Annotated in this window: 17 protein-coding genes and 1 pseudogene; 10 read left to right on the plus strand and 8 right to left on the minus strand. The window is 70.5% G+C overall.

Features of this window, described 5'->3' with window-relative positions; translation table 11 throughout:
• Positions 1 to 307: 307 nt before the first annotated feature.
• The 3 genes from NYO99_RS16840 to polA form a co-directional block, all read right to left on the minus strand.
• Complete coding sequence (locus tag NYO99_RS16840) at positions 308 to 934, minus strand: response regulator transcription factor (RefSeq protein WP_268168404.1); 627 nt, start codon at positions 932 to 934, stop codon at positions 308 to 310.
• Positions 935 to 1,035: 101 nt separating this feature from the next.
• Complete coding sequence (locus NYO99_RS16845; RefSeq protein ID WP_268168405.1) at positions 1,036 to 1,386, minus strand: type II toxin-antitoxin system Phd/YefM family antitoxin; 351 nt, start codon at positions 1,384 to 1,386, stop codon at positions 1,036 to 1,038.
• 54 nt (positions 1,387 to 1,440) lie between these two features.
• Entirely contained in the window at positions 1,441 to 4,200 is a 2,760-nt protein-coding gene (gene polA / locus NYO99_RS16850; RefSeq protein ID WP_268168406.1) for a DNA polymerase I, read from the minus strand.
• Between the two features lie 41 nt (positions 4,201 to 4,241).
• On the opposite strand from polA, the gene NYO99_RS16855 reads away from it, so the two are divergent.
• From NYO99_RS16855 to NYO99_RS16870, 4 genes are all read left to right on the plus strand, one after another.
• Complete coding sequence (locus NYO99_RS16855; protein WP_268168407.1) at positions 4,242 to 4,535, plus strand: hypothetical protein; 294 nt, start codon at positions 4,242 to 4,244, stop codon at positions 4,533 to 4,535.
• Between the two features lie 35 nt (positions 4,536 to 4,570).
• Complete coding sequence (locus tag NYO99_RS16860) at positions 4,571 to 5,578, plus strand: homoserine kinase (RefSeq protein WP_268168408.1); 1,008 nt, start codon at positions 4,571 to 4,573, stop codon at positions 5,576 to 5,578.
• A 58-nt stretch (positions 5,579 to 5,636) separates the two neighbouring features.
• Positions 5,637 to 6,455 carry a BPSS1780 family membrane protein gene (locus NYO99_RS16865; RefSeq protein ID WP_268168409.1) on the plus strand — a complete coding sequence of 273 codons (819 nt, stop codon included), beginning with the start codon at positions 5,637 to 5,639 and terminating at the stop codon, positions 6,453 to 6,455.
• Between the two features lie 98 nt (positions 6,456 to 6,553).
• The gene (locus NYO99_RS16870) at positions 6,554 to 8,794 is read left to right on the plus strand and encodes a PhoX family protein (RefSeq protein WP_268168410.1); all 2,241 of its coding nucleotides are present in this window, start codon (positions 6,554 to 6,556) and stop codon (positions 8,792 to 8,794) included.
• 10 nt (positions 8,795 to 8,804) lie between these two features.
• Here NYO99_RS16870 and NYO99_RS16875 read toward each other — a convergent pair whose 3' ends face one another.
• The gene (locus NYO99_RS16875; protein WP_479685366.1) at positions 8,805 to 9,221 is read right to left on the minus strand and encodes a PaaI family thioesterase; all 417 of its coding nucleotides are present in this window, start codon (positions 9,219 to 9,221) and stop codon (positions 8,805 to 8,807) included.
• Positions 9,222 to 9,232: 11 nt separating this feature from the next.
• Entirely contained in the window at positions 9,233 to 11,596 is a 2,364-nt protein-coding gene (locus NYO99_RS16880) for a UvrD-helicase domain-containing protein (RefSeq protein WP_268168411.1), read from the minus strand.
• Between the two features lie 106 nt (positions 11,597 to 11,702).
• Between NYO99_RS16880 and NYO99_RS16885 the strand changes: the two genes are divergently transcribed.
• Positions 11,703 to 12,434 (plus strand): DUF481 domain-containing protein, encoded by a 732-nt coding sequence (locus tag NYO99_RS16885; protein ID WP_268168412.1) that lies wholly within the window; start codon positions 11,703 to 11,705, stop codon positions 12,432 to 12,434.
• A gap of 23 nt (positions 12,435 to 12,457) precedes the next feature.
• Here the strand turns inward: NYO99_RS16885 and NYO99_RS16890 are convergent, their stop codons facing one another.
• Positions 12,458 to 12,727, minus strand: a complete 270-nt coding sequence (locus tag NYO99_RS16890; RefSeq protein WP_268168413.1) for a hypothetical protein — start codon at positions 12,725 to 12,727, stop codon at positions 12,458 to 12,460.
• A gap of 203 nt (positions 12,728 to 12,930) precedes the next feature.
• Here NYO99_RS16890 and NYO99_RS16895 point away from each other — a divergent pair, with 203 nt between their 5' ends.
• The 5 genes from NYO99_RS16895 (at position 12,931) to NYO99_RS16915 (ending at position 18,758) form a co-directional block, all read left to right on the plus strand.
• The gene (locus NYO99_RS16895) at positions 12,931 to 15,153 is read left to right on the plus strand and encodes a putative bifunctional diguanylate cyclase/phosphodiesterase (protein WP_268168414.1); all 2,223 of its coding nucleotides are present in this window, start codon (positions 12,931 to 12,933) and stop codon (positions 15,151 to 15,153) included.
• An 82-nt stretch (positions 15,154 to 15,235) separates the two neighbouring features.
• Positions 15,236 to 15,922 (plus strand): sensor histidine kinase, encoded by a 687-nt coding sequence (locus tag NYO99_RS16900; protein WP_268168415.1) that lies wholly within the window; start codon positions 15,236 to 15,238, stop codon positions 15,920 to 15,922.
• Positions 15,919 to 17,547: a tetratricopeptide repeat-containing response regulator gene (locus NYO99_RS16905; protein ID WP_268168416.1), complete on the plus strand. Its 1,629-nt coding sequence runs from the start codon at positions 15,919 to 15,921 to the stop codon at positions 17,545 to 17,547. Before NYO99_RS16900 ends, NYO99_RS16905 begins: the two co-directional genes overlap by 4 nt.
• 36 nt (positions 17,548 to 17,583) lie before the next feature.
• A complete protein-coding gene (locus NYO99_RS16910) occupies positions 17,584 to 17,988 on the plus strand; it encodes a YchJ family protein (protein WP_268168417.1) in 405 nt (134 codons plus the stop codon).
• A gap of 5 nt (positions 17,989 to 17,993) precedes the next feature.
• Positions 17,994 to 18,758 (plus strand): pseudouridine synthase, encoded by a 765-nt coding sequence (locus tag NYO99_RS16915; protein WP_268168418.1) that lies wholly within the window; start codon positions 17,994 to 17,996, stop codon positions 18,756 to 18,758.
• Here the strand turns inward: NYO99_RS16915 and NYO99_RS16920 are convergent.
• Positions 18,754 to 19,458, minus strand: a pseudogene (locus NYO99_RS16920) (substrate-binding periplasmic protein); the annotation flags it as partial. The gene NYO99_RS16915 and the pseudogene NYO99_RS16920 sit on opposite strands and share 5 nt — an antisense overlap.
• A gap of 24 nt (positions 19,459 to 19,482) precedes the next feature.
• Complete coding sequence (locus NYO99_RS16925; RefSeq protein WP_268168419.1) at positions 19,483 to 21,441, minus strand: CocE/NonD family hydrolase; 1,959 nt, start codon at positions 21,439 to 21,441, stop codon at positions 19,483 to 19,485.
• Positions 21,442 to 21,456: the final 15 nt, after the last annotated feature.

Below are 21,456 nucleotides of genomic sequence, written 5' to 3' on the forward strand. Positions count from 1 at the left end.
GTTGAATGCTGCAAGCACTTGACGCATCAGCAGTTTCCAAAAATATCGACGGGCGAAACGGTCATTAAATTTCCGACAAAAGCGGCGCGTTGTAACAAGTTCTCTTCGCCCGAAGAACGGCGTCTGTCGTTCGCAAATGATGCCAGCCCCCCGTTCGCACGAACTCGGTGAAAACTGCCGTGCGCCCGCCCGGGCATCTGACGCAACGGCGGGTGGCTGCGCCACGGCTGTTGCCGTTGGGTGAGTGACGATAACGGGCCGATCACCGCCCACCACGCGGGCGCCGCCGGCAACCGCATGCAGCCCGTCACCGCCCGCGTTTTTGCGTCGCAATCAGCACCGCCTGCGTGCGTGAGTTGGCGCCGAGCGCCTTCAGCACGGCGGCGACGTGGTCCTTCACGGTGTCCACACCGATGTTGAGTTCGCGGGCGATCTCCTTGTTGGACAGGCCGCGCGACAGCAGGTCCAGCACACCCTTCTGGCGCGGTGTCAGCGGCAGGTCGGCCCAGGCCTGGCCAGGCTCGGCCGATGCGGGCGCGGGCTCGTCGGCCAGGCGCTTGAGCGGCGGCACATAGGTGCCACCGGCCAGCACCAGGTGCAGGGCCTGCACCAGCGTGCCCAGGTCGCTGCGCTCGGGCACATAGCCCATGGCACCGGCGCCCAGTGCCTGCAGTGCGTCTTCGGTGTCGTCGCTGCCGGAGATCACCACCACGGGTAGCAGCAGGTGCTGCTGGTGGATCTGGTTCATCAGCTCGAAGCCGCCGTCAACGCGCAGGTCCAGCAGCACGAGGTGCGGCACCTGCTGCGCCAGCGCGGCCCGCGCGGCGGCGGCGCTGTCCACACCCAGCACCTGCGCGCCCGCAAAGTGCTGCTCGATCAGGGCCGTCAGCGCCGCGCGCACCATCGGAAACGCATCGACCAGCAGAACCTGCATCACCCCTCCTTGTGGACGCGGAAGATGATAGTCAACGCAGGGCGGCGGCCAGCGAGCTCTTGCCGGCGCCGCTGACGCCGGCCAGCACGAAGATCGGCAAGTCAGGCGGCCTTGCGGCGGGGCTTGGCGGCCTTCACGGCAGCCTGGCCGACCGCCTCGGGCGCCATCGCGAACGCGTCGGCCAGCGCCTCGCCCTGGCCATGGCCCTGCATGCGCGCGAACATCGCATCGAACTCGCCGCTCAGCGCGCCCAGGTCGGCCTCCGCGGCGCGCTGCAGTTCGCGGTAGCGCTCGACCGGCATCAGCACGAAGGCCGGCTGGTCGTGCTTGGTGATGAGCACGGCGCCATGCGCAGCCACCGCGCGGCCCAGCTTCTGGATGCCGGCCACGAGTTCGGTGACCGTCACGCTGGGCAGTTGGTCGGCAATGGCTTGTTCGACGGCGGCAGACATGGGCGGCTCCTGGTCAGGCCCGCCCATGGTCCCTATTTTGGAAAAAATAGGAAATCAATGCGCCTCTTCCCAGTTGCTGCCCACGCCCACCTCGGCCAGCAGCGGCACCTTGAGCTGGGCCACGCCGGCCATCAGGCGCGGAACCTCGGTGCGCATCCAGTCCAGCTCGGCCTCGGGCACCTCGAACACCAGTTCGTCGTGCACCTGCATGACGATCTTGCTCTGCTTGCCGGCCCGCTCCAGCTCGGCCTGCACGGCCAGCATGGCGAGCTTGATGAGGTCGGCCGCCGTGCCCTGCATGGGCGCGTTGATGGCCTGGCGCTCGGCGCCGGCACGGCGCTGGCCGTTGCCGCCGCGGATCTCCGGCAGGTAGATGCGCCGGCCGAACAGCGTCTCGACGTAGCCGCGCTCGGCGGCGCCGGCCTTGGTCTCGTCCATGTAGGTCTTCACGCCGGCAAAGCGGGTGAAGTAGCGGTCGATGTAGTCCTTGGCGGCCTTCTGCTCGATGCCCAGCGCCGAGGCCAGGCCAAAGGCGCCCATGCCGTAGATCAGGCCGAAGTTGATGGTCTTGGCGTAGCGGCGCTGCTCGCTGGACACCTCGTCCAGCGGCACGCCGAACACTTCGCTGGCGGTGGCCTTGTGCACGTCCTGGCCTTCCTGGAAGGCGCGCAGCAGGCCGGCGTCCTGGCTGATGTGGGCCATGATGCGCAGCTCGATCTGCGAGTAGTCGGCGCTGACGATCCTGCAGCCCGGCGGCGCGACGAAGGCCTCGCGCACCTTGCGGCCCTCGGCCGTGCGGATGGGGATGTTCTGCAGGTTGGGCTCGTTGCTGGACAGCCGCCCCGTGACCGCCACGGCCTGCGCGTAGTTGGTGTGCACGCGGCCGGTGTGGGCGTTGACCTGCAGCGGCAGCTTGTCGGTGTAGGTGCTCTTGAGCTTGGCCAGGCCGCGGTACTCCAGGATCTTGGCCGGCAGCGGGAAATCGGCGGCCAGCTCGGTCAGCACCTCCTCGTCGGTGGACGGCGCGCCGGTGGCCGTCTTCTTGACGACCGGCAGGCCCAGCTTGGTGAATAGGATCTCGCCGATCTGCTTCGGGCTGCCGATGTTGAAGGGCTGGCCGGCGATGTCGTAGCACTGCTGCTCCAGCGTGACGAGGCGCTGGCCGATCTCGTGGCTCTGCTGCTGCAGGCGCTCGGTGTCGATGAGCACGCCGGTGCGCTCGATGCGCGCCAGCAGGTCGGCGGTGGGCATCTCCAGCTCGTAGATGCGCTTGAGGCCGGCCTCGGCCTGGATCTGCGGCCACAGCACGCTGTGCAGGTGCAGGCACATCTCGCTGTCTTCGCCCGAGTAGGTGGTGGCCTTGTCGACCGCCACCTGCGCGAACGGGATCTGGTGCACGCCCTTGCCGCACAGGTCCTCGTAGCTCAGGCCCTTGCGGCCCAGGTGGCGCTCGGCCAGCGCTTCGAGGTTGTGGGTCTTGTGCGCCTCCAGCACATAGCTCTGCAGCAGCGTGTCGTGCTGCACGCCGGCCAGCTGGATGCCGTGGTTCAGGAACACATGGCGGTCGTACTTGAGGTTCTGGCCGATCTTCTTGGCCGACGCGTCCTCCAGCCAGGGCTTGAGGCGCGCCAGCACCTCGTCAAACGGCAACTGCTCGGGCGCGTCCGGCCCGCTGTGGCGCAGCGGGATGTAAGCGGCCTGGCCGGGCTGGTCGGCAAAGGAGATGCCAACGATCTGCGCGGCCATCGGGTCCAGAGAGTCGGTCTCGGTGTCCAGCGCGCACAAGGGAGCGGCGCGCAGGCGGGCGATCCAGGCGTCCAGCTGCTCGAACGTGAGGATGGTGTCGTACTGGCGGGCCAGGTCGGCGGCACCGGCGGGCGGCTCGGGCTCGTCGAACAGGCCGGGGCTGGCCGCCGCGGCGGCCTTGGGCTTGGGCGCGGGTGCCGCGCCGGTCAGTTCCTCCAGCCAGGCCTTGAAGCCGCTGCGCGTGTAGAACTCGGCCAGCGGCGCCTTGTCGGGCGCGCGGAAGGCGAGTTCGTCCAGCGACGGCCAGCCCTTCACGTGGTCGGCCAGCTCGCAGTCCAGCTTCACGGTGACGAGCTTGCGGCCCATGGGCAGCCAGTCCAGCGCGGCGCGCAGGTTCTCGCCGGCCTTGCCCTTCACGCTGGCCGCCGCAGCGATGACGCCGTCCAGCGAGCCGTACTCGGCAATCCACTTGGCCGCCGTCTTGGGGCCCACACCGGTCACGCCGGGCACGTTGTCCACCGTGTCGCCCATCAGCGTCAGGTAATCAATGATGCGGTCCGGCGGCACGCCGAACTTGGCCAGCACGCCGGCCTCGTCCAGCCGCTCGTTGCTCATGGTGTTGATGAGCTCCACGTCGGGGTTCACGAGCTGGGACAGGTCCTTGTCGCCGGTGGACACGATGACGCGGTGGCCCTGCGCCACGCCGACGCGGCACAGCGTGCCGATGACGTCGTCCGCCTCCACGCCCGGCACCGTCAGCGTGGGCCAACCCAGCAGCTTGACGACCTCGTGGATGGGCTCGATCTGCGCGCGCAGCTCCGGCGGCATGGGCGAGCGCTGGGCCTTGTACTCGGGGTACCACTCGTCGCGGAAGGTGGGGCCGGAGGCGTCGAACACGCAGACGGCGTGCTCCGCGCCGATGTCGCTCTGCAGCTTCTTCAGCATGGCCACCATGCCGCGCACCGCCCCGGTGGGCTGCCCTTCGGGCCCGCGCAGGTCGGGCATGGCATGGAAGGCGCGGTACAGGTAGCTGGAACCGTCGACCAGCAGCAGGATGGGTTTACTCATGGCGACGGATTCTCGGACACCTCCCACCTAGAATCCGCGCCATGCTTCGCCCCTCCCTCCTCCTGCTGCTGGCCGCAGTCGCGACCGGCGCCCTGGCCGACCCGCCGCCCGAGCCCAAGGTCGAGCGCAACGTGGCCGAGGACGACCAGGTCCGCATCGAGGAGCTGAAGGTGCGCGGCGAGACCAAGAAGGTCACGGTGAAGAACAAGCTCACCAAGGCGCCGGAGTACGAGATCGTCGTCAACGACGCGGGCCGCGAGTCGGCCGGCGGCACCGGCACGGGCCTGCCCAAGAGCGGCTCGGGCACGCGGGTCTGGAAAGTCCTCAAATTCTGATGTCACGCGGCCTCGCGCCGTGTTCCCTGTAGCCCATGGCCGTTTTCACCGAAGTCAGCCCCGCGCAGGCGCAAGCCCTGCTGGACCACCTCCACCTGGGGCAACTCAGCTCGCTGCGCGGCATCGGCGCCGGCATCGAGAACACCAACTACTTCGTCGACTGCACCGGCGACGACGGCCACCTGCACCGCTACGTGCTGACGCTGTTCGAGCGCCTCACGGCCGAGCAGCTGCCGTTCTACCTGCGCCTCATGCAGCACCTGGCCCAGCGCGGCGTGCCGGTGCCCGAGCCGCATGCCGACGCGACGGGCGAGATCCTGTTCGAGGTGGCCGGCAAGCCGGCGGCCATCGTCGACCGCCTGCACGGCGGCCACCAGATGGCGCCCGACGCCTTCCACTGCGAGCAGGTGGGCGCCACGCTGGCGCAGATGCACCTGGCCGGGCGCGACTTCCCCATGCACCAGCCCAACCTGCGCGGCCTGGCCTGGTGGCAGCAGGTGGTGCCGCAGCTGATGCCCTTCCTGGACGCTGCACAGGCCGAGCTGCTGACAGCCGAGCTGGCCTACCAGCAGCACCTGGCCGCGTCTGCCGACTATGCCCACCTGCAGGCCGAGCTGTCGGGCCCCATCCACGCCGACCTGTTCCGCGACAACGTGATGTTCGAGCCCGGCGAGGGCCCGGGCCGCGAGCGGCTGACCGGCTTCTTCGACTTCTACTTCGCCGGCTGCGACACCTGGCTGTTCGACCTCGCCGTGTGCCTGAACGACTGGTGCATCGACCTCGCCGACGGCCGCCTCATCGAGGAGCGCGCCGCCGTATTCGTGGCCGCCTACGAGCGCGTGCGGCCACTCACCGGCACCGAGCACCGGCTGCTGCCGGCGCTGCTGCGCGCGGCGGCGCTGCGCTTCTGGGTGTCGCGCCTGTTCGACCTGCACCTGCCCCGCGAGGCCTCGCTGCTGAAGGCCCATGACCCGCGCCACTTCGAGCGCGTGCTGCGCGAGCGCATCGCCACGCCGTGGCACGCCCTGAAGGAGAACGCATGAGCCGCGCTGCGCCGGGCCGCCCCACGCCAGCGGCCCTCCCCTCGAGCGAGGGCACGCCATGACCATGCAGCTGCATCTGCAGGAGGTGCCGGCACGCAACGGCCGGCTGTGGATACGCCACGGCTTCAAGGTGTTCCAGCGCCAGCCGCTGGCGCTGTCGGGGCTGTTCGGGCTGTTCCTGTTCTTCGGCTTCGTCGCCATGCTGCTGCCGGGCGTGGGGCCACTGCTGACCTTCGCGTCGCTGCCGCTGCTATCGCTGGGCTTCATGCTGGCCACGCACCTGGTGCTGCAAAAAAAGATGCCCACGGCGGCGGTGTTCACCGCGCCGTTCAAGCTCACGCCGGAACGCCGCCGCAGCCAGTTGCTGCTTTGCGTCAGCTACGCGCTGGCCGTGGTGTTCATCAGCTGGCTGGCTGACTGGGTGGACGGCGGCAGCACGCGCGAGCTGCAAAAGCTCATCGCCGAGAACGCTGACAACAGCGACGCCGTCACCAACGCCGCCACCGACCCGCGCCTGTTCTGGGGCATGGCCACACGCCTGGGCCTGCTGGCGCTGCTGGCCGTTCCCTACTGGCATGCGCCGGCGCTGGTGCACTGGGGCGGCCAGGGCGTGGCGCAGGCGCTGTTCTCCAGCACGCTGGCGCTGTGGCGCAACAAGGCCGCCTTCGCGCTGAACGCGCTGCTGTGGGGCGCGCTGCTGATGGCGGCGGCCGGCGTCATCAGCCTGGTGTTCGGCATGCTGGGCCTGGCCGGCCTGGCGCCCGTGGCGCTGATGGCCACCGGCTTGCTGCTGTCCACGGCGTTCTACGCGTCGCTGTACTTCAGCTTCGTCGACTGCTTCATGTTCGGTGCGCCGCAGGACGTGCTCGACCACTGAGCTGCGCCGGGCAACGCCGGCCGCGGGTGTTTAACAGCGGTTTCACGAAGGCCACATAGTCTGTTCGGCTGTGTTCCAACCCTCGTGATGTCACATCCATGACCCGCCCCTCTGGCAAGTCCATCCTGCCCCTCGCTGCCTCGTTTGACGACGAAGATTCCAACCGCTCGGCCAACCCCAGCTTCGACAGCGTGCTGCAGGCGCGCCTGAGCCGCCGCAACATCCTGCGCGGCGGCTTCGGCACCGCGATGACCGCCGCCTTTGGCGCCACCGCCCTGACCGCCTGCGGCGGCGGCGACGACAACCCGCTGACGCCCCAGCCCCCGCAGCCCAAGCCCACCGAGACGCTGCTCTCCTTCGCGGCCGTCGACAAGAACCTCAACGACACCATCACCGTGCCGGCCGGCTACACGGCCGCGGTCGTGTTCGCCACCGGCGACCCGATCTTCGCGGGCGTCTCGGCCTACAAGAACGACGGCACCGACACCGGCTTCGACAAGCGCGCTGGCGACTGCCACGACGGCATGGAGTACTTCGGCCTGTCCGCCAACGGCACGCCCGACGCCAGCAGCAGCGACCGCGCGCTGCTGGGCATGAACTTCGAATACATCACGCCGCAGTTCCTGCACGCCAAGGGCCCGAGCGCCCTGCCGCGCCCGGCCAGCGAGGCCGACATCGAAGTGGACGCCCACGGCGTGGCCATCGTCGAGTTCCGCAAGTCCTTCGGCAAGTTCGCCTATGTGCAGGACTCCGCCTTCAACCGCCGCATCACCGGCCTGACCGAGATCGAGATCTCTGGCCCGGCGCGCGGCAACGCGCTGCTGGTCACCAAGTTCTCGCCGTCGGCCACCAAGACGCGCGGCACGCTGAACAACTGCGGCACCGGCAAGACGCCCTGGGGCACGCTGCTGACCGGCGAGGAGAACTGGACCGGCTACTTCTTCCGCGCGATGGGCGACAACGCCAAGCGCAGTGCCAACGCCAACGTCGCGCTGGCCCGCTACGGCCGCAACGCCACCGCCACGGCTGCCGCCGCCAGCCGCTACGGCTGGGAAACCGCCGGCACCGCCGACAAGTACGCCCGCTGGAACACCAGCGTGACCGGCGTGTCGGCCGACGGCAGCGACGACTACCGCCACGAGATCAACGGCCAGGGCTACATCACCGAGATCGACCCCTACAACGCCACCTCGGTCATCAAGAAGCGCAGCGCGCTGGGCCGCTTCGCGCACGAGGCTGCCGCCTTCAGCAAGCCGGTGGCCGGCAAGCCGCTGGCCGTCTACATGGGCGACGACGCGCAGAACGAGTACGTCTACAAGTTCGTTAGCAGCGCCAACTGGGCCGCCGCCGACGCCACGCCCACGGACCGCATCGCCGCCGGCGACAAGTACCTGGACAGCGGCAAGCTGTACGTCGCCAAGTTCAACGCCGACGGCACCGGCACCTGGATCGAGCTCAGCATGGCCAACCCGACGGTGGCCGGCTACACGGGCTACACCTTTGCCAACGACGGCGACGTGCTGATGCACGCCCGCCTGGCCGCCGACGCCGTGGGCGCCACCAAGATGGACCGCCCCGAGTGGTGCGGCACGCATCCGGTCACCGGCGAGGTCTACTTCACGATGACCAACAACAGCAACCGCCGCGTGGCGCCCACCGGCTCGCAGACCCAGGTCAACGCCGCCAACCCGCGCGCCTACAGCGACATCAAGGACGCCTCGACCACGCAGCAGGGCAACGTCAACGGCCACATCGTGCGCGTCAAGGAAACCGGCGGCGAGCCGGGTGCGGCCAGCTTCAACTGGGACGTCTACCTGTTCGGCGCCGAGTCCACCGCGTCGCCGGGCTTCGTGAACCTGTCCGGCCTGACCGCCGACCAGGACTTCTCCAGCCCCGACGGCCTGGTGTTCAGCCAGAGCACCGGCATCTGCTGGATCCAGACCGACGACGGCGCCTTCACCGACACCACCAACTGCATGATGCTGGCCGCGCTGCCGGGCACCGTGGGTGACGGTGCGGCGCAGACGCTGAACTACGGCACGGTCTCGGTGACGACGCCGGTGGGCAAGAAGCCGACCGATGCCACGCTCAAGCGCTTCCTCGTGGGCCCGAACAACAACGAGATCACCGGCATGTGCGAATCGCCGGACGGCAAGGTGATGTTCGTCAACGTGCAGCACCCGGGCGACGACACGCCGGTGTCGGCCCTGGCCGACCCGAGCAAGTTCACCAGCCACTGGCCGGGCAACAGCGGCTACGGTGCCGGCGGCGCCACGGCCCGCCCGCGCTCGGCCACGGTGATGATCACGAAGAACGACGGCGGCCGCATCGGCAGCTGACGGGGTGTGATCAGCGCTCCCTCGGGAGCGCGTAGGTGCCGGTGGCGTGCGCCACCGGCTCGTCCTCGCCATCGGACTGCAGCCACACCTCGCCCACGGCGAGCGTGCGCCCCAGCTTGATCAGCCGGCAGCGCGCCAGCAGGCGCCGGTCGGCGCGTGGCTTGCGCAGGAAGTTGATGGAGAGATTCGTCGTGACCGCCAGCGGCACGATGCCGATGCGCGCCAGCACGGCCACATACAGCGCCACGTCGGCCAGCGCCATCATCACCGGCCCCGACACCGTGCCCCCGGGGCGCAGCTCGGCCTCGGTGATGGCATGCGCCAGCGTGACGCCGTCGGGGTCGATGGCATCCACCGTCACCCGCGTCTGCGGGAACTCGGCCGCCAGGAAGGCGGCCATCTCGTCGCGGGTGAGCAGCGGCGTCACGGGGCCCGCCCTCAATCGATGGGCGTGAGCTTGGCCACCGACAGCGCCAGCCACTTGGTGCCATGCCGGCCGAAGTTGACCTGCGCCCGCGCATCGGCGCCCGCGCCTTCCAGCGTCAGCAGCACGCCCTCGCCGAACTTGGTGTGGAACACGCCCTTGCCCACGCGCAGGCCGCCGTGTTCTTCCGAGACCTTGGGCTTCATGCTCGCCGGCACCGGCGGCTCCACCCAGGCGGGCTTGGACACATTGCCCGCGCCCACCATGCCCTTGAGGCCCGAGCCACGGTCCCAGGCGTTCTGGTACTCGCGCGCAAAGCCCGAACCAAAGCCCTGGTTGCGCGGCGTCAGCCACTTCAGCGCGTCCTCGGGCAGCTCGTCGAAGAAGCGGCTCTTGATGTGATAACGCGTCTGTCCGTGCAGCATGCGCGTCTGGCAGAAGCTCAACGACAGCTTCTTGCGCGCCCGCGTGATGGCCACGTACATGAGGCGCCGCTCCTCCTCCAGCCCGTTGGGGTCGGACATCGCGTTCTCGTGCGGGAACAGGCCTTCTTCCAGGCCGGTGATGAACACCGCGTCGAACTCCAGGCCCTTGGCGGAGTGCACCGTCATCAACTGCACGGCGTCCTGCCCGGCCTGCGCCTGGTTGTCGCCGGCCTCCAGCGACGCGTGCGTCAGGAAGGCCACCAGCGGCGACATGATCTCGCCGGTCTCGGCGTCGGGCACCGCGCCCGGCGTGCCAGGCTGGGCTGTCTCGTCCACCGGCAGGCCGACAGCGTTCTTGCCGAAGCCCTCCTGCATGACAAAGGCCTCGGCCGCGTTCACCAGTTCGTCCAGGTTTTCCAGCCGCTCGGCGCCGTCCTTGTCGGTGCGGTAGAAGTCCAGCAGGCCCGAGGTCTGCAGCACCTGCTCGATGATCTCGCGCAGCGTCATGCCCTGCGTGAGGTTGCGCGTGGAGTCGATGAGGTTGGTGAAGGCCAGCAGGTTGGCGCCGCCCTTGCCTGCGATGGCGCTGACGCTCTGGTAGAGGCTGCGGCCCGTGGCCTTGGCGGCGTCCTGCAGGTTCTCCAGCGTCTTGGCGCCGATGCCGCGCGTCGGGAAGTTCACGACGCGCAGGAAGCTGGTGTCGTCGTTCGGGTTCTCGAGCAGCCGCAGGTAGGCCAGCGCGTGCTTCACCTCGGCGCGCTCGAAGAAGCGCAGGCCGCCGTAGACGCGGTACGGGATGCCCGAGTTGAACAGCGCCGACTCGATGACCCGCGACTGCGCGTTGCTGCGGTAGAGCACCGCGATTTCCTTGCGGTCCAGCCCGCCGCGGTGCAGGTGCTGGATCTCCTCGATCAGCCACTGCGCCTCGGCGAAGTCGCTGGGCGACTCCTGCACACGGATGGGCTCGCCCTGGCCGGCGTCGGTGCGCAGCGTCTTGCCCAGGCGCTGGCTGTTGCGGCTGATCAGCTCGTTGGCGGCATCAAGGATGTGGCCGAAGCTGCGGTAGTTCTGCTCCAGCTTGATGACCTTGCGCACGCGGTACTCGCGCTCGAAGTCGATCATGTTGCCCACGCGCGCGCCGCGGAAGGCGTAGATGCTCTGGTCGTCGTCGCCCACGGCGAGCAGGCTCTGGCCATGCGCCGAGCCCGGCGGCGCGAACATCTTCAGCCACGCGTACTGCAGCTTGTTCGTGTCCTGGAACTCGTCGACGAGGATGTGGCGGAAGCGGTTCTGGTAGTGCTCACGCACAGCCGGGTTGTCGCGCAACAGCTCGTAGGAGCGCAGCATCAGCTCGGCGAAGTCCACCACGCCCTCGCGCTGGCACTGGTCCTCGTAGTTGGCGTAGATCTCGACGAGCTTTCTCGTCTGCTCGTCATGCGCCACCACGTCGCCCGGGCGCTGGCCGTCTTCCTTGCAGCCGGCGATGAACCAGCCGACCTGCTTGGGCACGAAGCGCTCCTCATCGAGCTTCATCGCCTTGATGACGCGCTTGACGGCCGAGGTCGTGTCACTCGCATCCAGGATCTGGAAGGCCTGCGGCAGGTGGGCCAGCTTCCAGTGCGCGCGCAGGAAGCGGTTGCACAGGCCGTGGAAGGTGCCGATCCACATGCCGCGCACATTGAAGGGCAGCATGGTGGCCAGGCGCGTCTGCATCTCCTTGGCGGCCTTGTTCGTGAAGGTCACGGCCATCACGCCGCCGGGGCTGACCTGGCCCGTGTTCAGCAGCCAGGCGATGCGGGTGGTCAGCACGCGGGTCTTGCCGGAGCCGGCGCCGGCCAGGATCAGGGCCGGCTCGGCCGCTGCCGTCACGGCGGCGAGCTGCTCGGGGTTGAGGTTGCGCAGGAGGGGGCTGGAAGCAGCGTCGGCCGCGGCACCGACAGGGGAAGAGGTCATGCCGGCATTTTAGAGAGCGCCCCCGGACGGGCTGCCGTCCGACACCGCGGCCCGCCAGCGCTGGGGATACTGCCGGCTTTTGCCGCAGTACCGCTCGCTCGCCTTGATGACCCGTTCCACGCTCCTGCTCGCCGCTCTTTGCCTCACCTGCCCGGCCGTCCTGGCGCAAGACACCCCCGACGGCCACTGGCACGGCGGCCTCAGCCTCTCCGGCGCGCTGGCCAGCGGCAACACCAGCAGCCGCACACTGGCCGCCAACGCCGACACCAGCCGCGCCACGGCCGATGACAAGATCAGCCTCTACGGCCTGGCCAACTACGGCCGCAGCCGCGTCGGCGGCGTCACCACCACCACGGCCGACCTGCTGCGCCTGGGCGGCCGCTACGACTTCAACCTCGGCGCGCGTTGGTTCTCCTTCGGCGGCGCCGAGGGCGAGACCAACGAGGCCGGCGGCGTGCGCGACCGCTACAGCCTCAACGGCGGCGTAGGCCACCACCTCGTGAAGAACGACGCCCACCTGTGGGACGTGTTCGCCGGTGTGGGCTACACCGACACGCGCGCCACCGACGGCACGCGGGCCAACGGCGCACAGGCCCTGTTCGGCGAGGAGTCCAGCCACAAGCTCAGCGACACCACGTCGCTGAAGCAGCGCCTCGTCTACTACCCCGACGGCGGCGAGCTCGGCGACCGCGCCACCTTCGACGCCAGCCTGGCCACCACGCTCAGCGGCAGCTGGACGCTGAACGCCGGCCTGTCCAGCCGCTACAGCAGCCGCGTGCCGGCCGGCACGCGCAAAACCGACAAGCTGCTGACCATGGGCTTCGGCTACAAGTTCTGAGGCAACCGCCGCCCCGGGCAGGCTCAGCGCCCGCGCCGCACCTTGCCGGCCCGGCCGGCCTTGCTCCACTCATAGACCTCGCCGTCGGGCGTCTTGCCGCCCTCCACGGCGGCCACGCCGGGCCGACCGACATGGTCGGCCAGCTCGGTGGAGATGCTCACATGGCCATGCCCCTGGCGGCGCTGGGCCTCGGCGCAGGCCAGCGCCTGCGTCAACTCATGGCCGGCGAAGAACTCGCACACCGGCCGCCAGTCCGCACCGTCCGCCTCCAGCCAATACACCACGATGCCCACAGGCGCCTCCTTGCAACAGGGGCGCAGCGTAGCGCGTCGCGCACCAGCAGCGTGCAAACCATGCGCCAGACGCGGGCGCTGGCACACCGCCTGGGCCCATCTCACGGTGAATGCTGGCACGCTAATTGCGCGCACCGGGCGCCATGAGCAGTCCCCAGGGAACCCGTGTACCGCCCGCCCTCGTCCCCACCTTGGCTCCGCGCGTGAACAGCCCGGCCGACGGGCTCGCCGACCTGGAGCGCGCCGCCGGCTTCGGCCAGTGGTGGCACGACCCGCTGACCGGCCAGACGCAGCTGTCCCCCGTCGCCTGCGACTACCTGGAGCTGCCCGGCGCCGCCGAAGTGCCCGACAACCTGTACGCCTGCTTCGGCCATGTGGTGGAGGAAGACCTGCCCGGGCTGATGCAGCTGTGGACCACGCCGCAGGCGCTGGCGCCGCTGGACATCCGCGTCATCGGCCTGGCGCGCGGCATGCGCTGGCTGCGCGTCACGCCGCTGCCGCCCGACCCGCTGCGCCCGCGCTGGCGTCGCGGCCTGCTGCAGGACGTGACCGACCTGACCCACGCCGCCGTGCGCGAGCGCCTGGGCTACGCGCTGACGGAATACCTCGTCGGCACGCACACGCTGCAAGACGCCATCACCAACGTCATCCAGCTGATCTGCCGCAACCTGGGCTGGGAATGGGGCGCCTACTGGCGCATGGAAGACGCTGGCGGCGCGCCGGGCCAGCTGCATTGCCGCCACTTCTGGCACCCGCCGGACCGCGACCTGGAGCAGTTCAGCGTCGTCAGCGCCGGCCTGGGCATGGCGCCGGGCGAGGGCCTGGTGGGCCGCGTGTGGGCCACCGGCCAGGCCGAGTGGGTGGAGGACATGAGCACCGATGCGCGCTTCCTGCGGCGCGGCAGCGCGCAGATGTGCGGGCTGTGGTCGGGCTATGTGTTCCCGGTGACCTATGTGTCCGACGACGGCAGCCAGCACTGCCCCGGCGTGCTGGAGTTCTACAGCAGCCTGGCGCGCCAGCCCGACGCGCAGCTGCCCAAGGTCTCGGCCACCATCGGCGCGCTGATCGCGCAGACCGCGCAGCGGCTGGAGACCGAGGCCGTCATCCGCCGCCTGGCCCAGGTGGACGAGATGACCGAGCTGGACAACCGCGGCTACTTCTACGCCCAGCTCAACCAGCATTGCGCGCTCAGCCAGCGCCAGGGCCGGCGCTTCGCGCTGATGTTCATCGACCTGGACCGCTTCAAGCCCATCAACGACGCCTTCGGCCACGAGGCTGGCAACGCCGTGCTGCAGGGCTTTGCGCGCCGGCTGCAGGCCCTCGCCCCGCCGCCCGCGCGCGTGGGCCGGCTGGGCGGCGATGAGTTCGCCGTGCTGGTGCCCGACAGCGGCGACGAGCAGGCCCTGGCCGCGCTGGTGGACGCCGTGCTCGCCGCCGCCAGCCGGCCCTTCCTGTACGAGAACGTGTCGCTCAACGTGTCGGCCAGCATCGGAGTGAGCCGCTTCCCGGAGAACGGCGTCACCGGCCCCGAGCTGCTGCGCAGCGCCGACGCGGCCATGTACCGCGTGAAGCAGAACGGCCGCAACGGCAGCACGGTGTTCTCCACCAGCAGCCCCGACACGCTGGCCCAGCAGCGCGCCAAGCTGGCCCAGCACCTGGCCATCGAGACCGCGCTGCACGAGGCGCTGCACACCGGCCAGCTCTACCTGCTGTACCAGCCCATCGTCGACATCGCCTCGGGCGCGCTGCACGGTGTGGAGGCGCTGATCCGCTGGCACCGGCCCGACGGCGAGACCGTGCCGCCGGACGTCTTCATCCCCATCGCCGAGCAGAGCCACCTCATCATCGACATCGGCCGCTGGGTGCTGGGCCAGGCGCTGCGCGACCTGGCGCTGCTGCAGCGCAGCGGCCTGGCGGCGCTGAAGATCCACGTCAACATGGCGGCCTCGGAGTTCACCAGCAGCGCGCTGCCGCAGATGCTGCGCACGATGTCGGCCGAGCTGGCGGTGCCGCCATCGCAGGTGGTGCTGGAGCTGACCGAGAGCATGCTGATGCGCCAGCCGGAACAGGTGAAGCGCGTGATGCACCAGCTGCGCGACATCGGCTTCGAGATCTCGCTGGACGACTTCGGCATGGGCCACTCGTCGCTGGCCATGCTCAAGAGCCTGCCCATCCGCTCGCTGAAGATCGACCGCAGCTTCGTGCGCGACCTGCCCACCGGCGAGCGCGACCGCGCCATCGCGCAGACCATCGTGCACCTGGGCCAGCACCTGCAGCTGGAGGTGATCGCCGAGGGCATCGAGAGCGCGGAGCAGCTCGCCGTGCTGGCCGACTGCGGCTGCCGCTTCGGCCAGGGCTGGCTGCTGGGCCGGCCGCTGCCGCTGCAGGGCCTGATCGCGGCCTTCCCGAACGGCCGCCCGCGCTGAGCCCGGCGCCCGTTACAGTCGGCGCGCACGCCCGGCGACGGTGCCGGTCGCGCGCTCGGCCTCGGGAGCGGAAAGGCAAGCGATGGACATCTCCACCTTCGTGGCGGCGGCGGCACACGACATGAAGAACTCGGTCAGCGTCATCTCGGCCTACCTGGAGGATGCGCTGCAGCAACTCGCGCGCACCGACACGCCGCCGCCGCCCGGCGTGGCCGAGTCCACCGCCCAGGCGCTGTACGAGACGCAGCGCGTCAATGGCAACCTTGTGCAGATGATGGCGCTGTTCAAGATCGAGGAAGGCATGTACCCCTTCCAGCCGCAGCCGGTGGCGCTGGATGAGTTCGTCGACGAGCTGCTGGCACGCGTACGGCCGCTGGTGAAGCTCAAGGGCCTGACGCTGCAAGTGAACGCACAGTCCGCGCCGCCCGACTGGGTGTTCGACCGCGACCTGATCGACAGCGTCGTCGTGCAGGCCCTGTTCAACGCGGTGCGCTATGCCCGCCACACCGTGGGCCTGCAACTGCAGCGCGAGGGCGACGGGCTGGCCATCGAGGTGGCCGACGACGGCCAGGGCTTCCCGGCCTTCATGCTGGCCCAGGGCTTCCCCACGCGCCAGGGCATCGACACCCGCACCGGCAGCACCGGGCTGGGCCTGTACTTCGCGCGGCTGGCCGCCGGCCTGCACCGCCACGGCGAACTCAGCGGCAGCACCCAGCTGGCCAACGGCGGCGCACTCGGCGGCGGCCGCTTCATCCTGCAGCTGCCATGAAGGAAATGCCCGCTCACCTGGACCCGCTGCGCAGCCTGGACTTCCTGCTGGTGGAGGACTTCGAGGCCATGCGCAGCGTGCTCAAGGGCCAGCTGCTGCGCAGCGGCGCCCGCCGTGTGGACACCGCCAGCGACGGTCGCGACGCCGCCGGCATGCTGGCCGCGCGCCGCTACGGCGTCGTGCTGTGCGACTACAACCTCGGCGCCGGCAAGAACGGCCAGCAGCTGCTGGAGGAAGCCCGGCTCAAGGGCTGGGTGGACCCCGCCACCGTGTGGCTGATGATCACCGCCGAGAAGACCAGCGCCATGGTCTCGGCCGCCGCCGAGGACGCGCCCGACGACTACCTGCTCAAGCCCATCACCGAGAACATGCTGCAGACGCGGCTGCTCAAGCTGGTGGAGCGCAAGACGGCGCTGGCCGGCATCGCCACCGCCATGAAGGCGCGCGACTGGCGCGGCGCGCTCAAGCTGTGCGAGGAGCAGATCGCCGCCGGCACCAAGTGCCTCGCCGAGGTGCTGCGCCTGCAGGCCCAGCTGCACCAGAAGCTGGGCGACTGGGCGCGCGCCCAGGCTGTCTACGAAGGCGTGCTGCAGCGCGGCCCCATCGCCTGGGCGCGCCTGGGGCTGGCGCAGGTGCGCGCACAGGCCGGCGACCTGGCGGGCGCGCGCACGCTGCTGCAGACCGCCGTGCGCGAGCACCCGCAGTACCTGGAGGCCTACGACGAGCTGGCCCAGGTGCTGCACGCGCAGGGCGAGGACGCGCAGCAGCTGGCGCTGCTGGAGCGCGCCGTGGCGCTGTCGCCCAACACGCCGCAGCGCCAGTCCGCGCTAGGCGTGGCTGCGCTCGCCCAGGGCCAGCACGAGCTGGCCGAGCGCGCGTTCGCCCGCGCCATCAAGCTCACCGAGCACAGCGCCGTCGAGACGCTGGACCCCTTCCTCGGCATGGCGCGGCTGCACACCGAGGCCGGCAACCCCGGCGAGGCGCAAAAGCTGCTGGCCACCATGACGCAGCGCTACGACAGCCATGACGCCCAGTTGCTCGCCAAGGCCGAGACCGTGCGCGCCGTGCAGGCCACCGGCGACGCCGAGGCGGCCGCCCGGCTGGCGGCCGAGCTGGTGGCGCTGAGCGCCGACGAGACCTCCGACCATGCCGCCGATCTGGCCGTGCGCATCGCCGAGACGCTGATCGAGTCCCAGCAGGCAGACGCCGCCACGCGGCTGCTGCAGCACGTCACGCGCAACAACTACGACGACGAGCGCCTCATCCAGCGCTCGCAGCGCGCCTTCGAGCGCCTGGGCCTGGGCGCCAGCGGCGGCGAGCTGGCCGCAGCGGCGCGCCGCGAGGCCACGCACGCCATGAAGGACGGCATGCAGCGCATGGCCGACGGCGACCCGCAAGCCGCGCTGGAAAGCCTGCGCAGCGCCAAGATCTCCATGCCGCGCAATGCCCGCGTGCTGCTGAACTTTGCCGCCGTCGCCATGACCGTGCTGCAGCGCCACGGGCGTTCGGCGGTCCTGGAGGCCGAGGTGCTGCAGAGCATCCAGACCGCCCAGGCCCTGCGCCCCGGCGAGCCGCGCGCGGCCGAGCTGCTGCAGCAGCTGTCGCGCTGGACGGCCGAGTCGTGATCCCTGACCGCGCCCGCAGGGCATGATGCGGCCCCCATGAACGCGCCCACGCCCTGCCCCTGCGGCCTGCCCGCCGCCTATGCCGACTGCTGCGGCCGCCTGCACGCCGAACACGCCACCAGCGGCCGGCTCGCCGCCGCCACGCCCGAGGCACTGATGCGCTCGCGCTACAGCGCCTTCGTGCGCGACCTGCGGCCCTACCTGCTGGCCAGCTGGCACGCCAGCACCCGCCCGGCCACGCTGGAGCCGCCCGAGCCCGGCCTGCGCTGGCTGGGCCTGAGCGTCAAGCGCCAAGCGCTGCAGGACGCCGATCACGGCCTCGTTGAGTTCGTCGCGCGCAGCAAGCTGGGCGGCCGCGCCCACCGGCTGCACGAGGTGAGCCGCTTCGTGCGCGAGGACGGCCAGTGGTTCTATGTCGACGGCGACATCAGCGGCGCCTGACGACCTTGACGCTGACCCTGCTTTATCAGGACGAGCACCTCGTCGCGATCGACAAGCCGCCGGGGCTGCTGGTGCACCGCACGCAGCTGGCGGCGCGCGAGGGCGAGGCCGCGCTGCAGCTGCTGCGCGACCAGCTGGGCCGGCCTGTGTGGCCCGTGCACCGGCTGGACCGCGGCACCTCGGGCGTGCTGCTGTTCGCGCTGTCGGCCGAGGTGGCCGCGCTGCTGGGCGCGATGTTCGAGCAAGGGCGCATGGACAAGCGCTACCTGGCTCGGGTGCGCGGCTGGCCGCGCGAGGACGCCGGCCTCATCGACCACCCGCTGGCCCGCGACCCCGAGCTGCCCTCGGCCGGCCAGCCGCTGCTGGCGGCACAAACGCGCTGGCACGTGCTGCAGCGCGAGGAGTGGCCCGTCAGCACCGACCCGCGCTTTGCCACCACCCGCGTGGCGCTGCTGGCGGCCGAGCCGCTGCAGGGGCGGCGCCACCAGATCCGCCGCCACCTCAAGCACATCGCCCACCCCATCCTCGGCGACGCCACGCATGGCAAGGGCCCGCTGAACCGCGCCGTGGCCGCCCACCTGGGCGTGAACCGGCTGTGGCTGCACGCCGAGCAGCTGACGCTGGCGCACCCGGTCAGCGGCGCGGTGCTGACGCTGCAGTCGCCGGCCTGGGGGCCGGCGGCGGCCGCACCGGCTGCGGCGCCACCAGCCAGCGCGCCCGGATGCGCGCCAGCTCCCCCTGCGCATCCAGGCGCAGGATGGCCTCGTTGATGCGCCGCACGGCGGCCTCGTCGAAGCGCTTGCGGCTGAGCTTGTAGGCCACCACGTCGCGGCTGACCGGCTCGGCCAGTTCCACCAGCGCCAGCCCTTCGGCCTGTGCGGCATGCAGCACGGCCAGCCGATCGCCCAGCAGCACGTCGCCCCGGTCATAACGCAGCAGCTCCAGGCCCTTGGCATAGTCCTCGAAGCCAGTGAGGCGGTCACGCGCGGCGAACGCGTCGACCAGCGGCACGACGCTGGGCCCGCGATGGGCCAGCAAGCGCAGGCCGGCGTCCAGCGCGGCGTTCAGCGACGGCGGCGGCGACGCCGCGCGCGGCGAACCGGCGCGCATGAAGGCCGCAAACTCCTCGTTGCGATAGGGCCGCGTGTACCAGGACACGTCCGCGCCCGGGCCGTCGTAGGAGGCCGCCACCAGCAGGTCCAGCTCACCGCTGGCCAGCTGCGGCAGGCGCCGGTTGCGTGGCAGGTTGGGCACGTAGCTCACCGTGCAGCCCAGCTCACGCGCCAGCGCGGCCAGCAGTTCCACCTCCAGCCCGGCAGGGCGGCCGGCGGCATCCAGAAAGGCATAGGGCCGCCAGTCCTCGAACGGCACCCGCCAGGGCCGCGAACAGGTCGCTGCGGCCAGCAGCGGCAGGCACAGCAGCAGCGCAGTCAGCAGGCGTCGGGGCATGGCCATCGCACGGGTGGGCATCGAGTCGCCAGCATAGAGGCCGGGTCAGCGCGGCGCGAGCACCTTCACGTCCAGGCCCGAGGCCTGGCCCTGCCAGCGGTATAGGCGCTGCGTGGCGGGCTGGAAGTCCTCGGGCCGCGCGCTGCGGATGGGCACGAAGGTCTGCGGGTTGCGGTCGATCAGCGGGAACCAGCTGCTCTGCACCTGCACCATGATGCGGTGGCCGCGGCGGAAGCTGTGGTTCACGTCCTGCAGCGTCACGCGCAATTCCTCCACCTGCCCGGGCACCATGGCCCGTGGCGCATCGAAGCCGTGGCGGAAGCGCCCGCGCAGCGGGTCGCCGCGCACCAGCTGCTGGTAGCCGCCCAGCGGCGCCTCGGGCGGTTCAACGTCATCGCTGCGCGGCTTGCGCTTGCGGGCGGCGTCCTCGTCCAGCTCGGGCGGGTAGACGTCGATGAGCTTGACCACCCAGTCGGCATCCGTGCCGGTGGTGGACGCAAACAGCCGCGCCACGATCGGGCCCGCGATGACGACATCCTCCTCCAGCACCTCGCTGCGAAAGGTCAGCACGTCCGGCCGCGTGGCGGCGAAGCGCTGGTCGCTGACCATGTATTCCTGCGGCACGCCCAGCGCGGCATAGCCGACAAAAGGCACGGGCTTGTTGGGATCGCTGACCCAGCTGTCGAAGGCAGGCGCCGTGTCGGTGGGCGGCGTGAAGCTCAACCGGCCGCCGGGCGCGAAGTACAGCGTGCGCGGCTGCGCCTCGCGCGGCGGCCAGGCCTCATAGCGGCGCCACACATTGGTGCCGGTCTCAAATACCGTGGCCCGCGCCAGCGGCACCTTGGGCGCTTTGCCCTCGCCATCGGGGCGCAGGTGCTGCTCGAAGAAGGGCAGCAGCACGTCCTTCTGGAACTGTTCCGACGTCGGCTGCTGGAACTGCACGCGGCCCAGCTGCCGGCCCGGCGCGCCGACCCAGCCGCCGTGCACCCACGGTCCCATGACGAGGCGGTTGTCCGTCGCCGGGCTCTGCGTCGCGATGGCACGGTGGATGGCCAGCGGGCCGGCGAGGTCCTCGGCATCGAACCAGCCCCCCACCGTCAGCACGGCGGCGCGGATGTTCTTCAGGTGCGGCGTGATGGCGCGCGCCTGCCAGAAGGCGTCGTAGGTGTCGTGCTGGATCTGCACGTCGAAGTACGGGTTGGGGCCGCCGTCGCGGGCCAGCCGGGCTGACAGCGCGTCGAGGTTGCCGTGCTGCAGGTAGAACTCGTAGCCATCCAGCGTGCCCCAGTCGAAGGACGACCAGGTCTTGGGTGGCAGCACCGGCGTGCGCTGCGGCTTGAAGCCAGTGTAGAAGCCGAAGTTGGCAGCCAGCATGAAGGCGCCGCCGTGGTAGCTGTCGTCGCCCATGTAGAGGTCGGCGATGGGCGCCTGCGGCGAGGCGGCCTTGATGGCGGGGTGGGAGTCGATGATGGACGCCGCCGTGTAGAAGCCCGGGTAGGAAATGCCCCACAGGCCGACGCGGCCGTTGTGGCCAGGCACGTGTTCCAGCAGCCATTGCACGCTGTCATGCGTGTCGGCGCTCTCGTCCACATCGGCCGCGGTCTTCTTGACCGGCTTGTGCGGTGTCATCTCGATGAACTCGCCCTCCGACATGTGGCGCCCGCGCACGTCCTGGCAGACGAAGATGTAGCCCGCCTTCAGGAAGTCCTCGCTGGGCGCGAGGCGCCGCACGCCGTCGCGGTCCACGCCGTAGGGCCCGCAGCCGTAGGGCGTGCGCACCATCAGGAACGGGTGGCGACGGCTGGCGTCCTTGGGCACGTAGACGGCGGTGAACAGCTTCTTGCCGTCGCGCACCGGCACGCGGTACTCGTACTTGGTGTAGTGCTCGCGCGGCTCGTAGGCGGGCGCGTCGGCATGGGCCGGGGTGATGGCGCCAAGCGCAGGCGCCAGCAGGCACGACAGCGCGACGCGGCGCAACGGACGAAGGGCATGGGCAGCAGGCATGGCCGGAGTCTGACA

It is taken from the genome of Roseateles hydrophilus (genome assembly GCF_026712245.1).
GTDB classification, from domain to species: domain Bacteria; phylum Pseudomonadota; class Gammaproteobacteria; order Burkholderiales; family Burkholderiaceae_C; genus Pelomonas; species Pelomonas hydrophilus.

Coding starts and splice junctions, on each gene's coding strand:
- NYO99_RS16860 (WP_268168408.1), top strand. CDS start 4,571: ATGGCCGTTTTCACCGAAGTCAGCCCCGCGCAGGCGCAAGCCCTGCTG.
- NYO99_RS16880 (WP_268168411.1), bottom strand. CDS start 11,596: ATGACCTCTTCCCCTGTCGGTGCCGCGGCCGACGCTGCTTCCAGCCCC.
- polA (WP_268168406.1), bottom strand. CDS start 4,200: ATGAGTAAACCCATCCTGCTGCTGGTCGACGGTTCCAGCTACCTGTAC.
- NYO99_RS16845 (WP_268168405.1), bottom strand. CDS start 1,386: ATGTCTGCCGCCGTCGAACAAGCCATTGCCGACCAACTGCCCAGCGTG.
- NYO99_RS16885 (WP_268168412.1), top strand. CDS start 11,703: ATGACCCGTTCCACGCTCCTGCTCGCCGCTCTTTGCCTCACCTGCCCG.
- NYO99_RS16870 (WP_268168410.1), top strand. CDS start 6,554: ATGACCCGCCCCTCTGGCAAGTCCATCCTGCCCCTCGCTGCCTCGTTT.
- NYO99_RS16865 (WP_268168409.1), top strand. CDS start 5,637: ATGACCATGCAGCTGCATCTGCAGGAGGTGCCGGCACGCAACGGCCGG.
- NYO99_RS16855 (WP_268168407.1), top strand. CDS start 4,242: ATGCTTCGCCCCTCCCTCCTCCTGCTGCTGGCCGCAGTCGCGACCGGC.
- NYO99_RS16900 (WP_268168415.1), top strand. CDS start 15,236: ATGGACATCTCCACCTTCGTGGCGGCGGCGGCACACGACATGAAGAAC.
- NYO99_RS16905 (WP_268168416.1), top strand. CDS start 15,919: ATGAAGGAAATGCCCGCTCACCTGGACCCGCTGCGCAGCCTGGACTTC.
- NYO99_RS16840 (WP_268168404.1), bottom strand. CDS start 934: ATGCAGGTTCTGCTGGTCGATGCGTTTCCGATGGTGCGCGCGGCGCTG.
- NYO99_RS16910 (WP_268168417.1), top strand. CDS start 17,584: ATGAACGCGCCCACGCCCTGCCCCTGCGGCCTGCCCGCCGCCTATGCC.
- NYO99_RS16925 (WP_268168419.1), bottom strand. CDS start 21,441: ATGCCTGCTGCCCATGCCCTTCGTCCGTTGCGCCGCGTCGCGCTGTCG.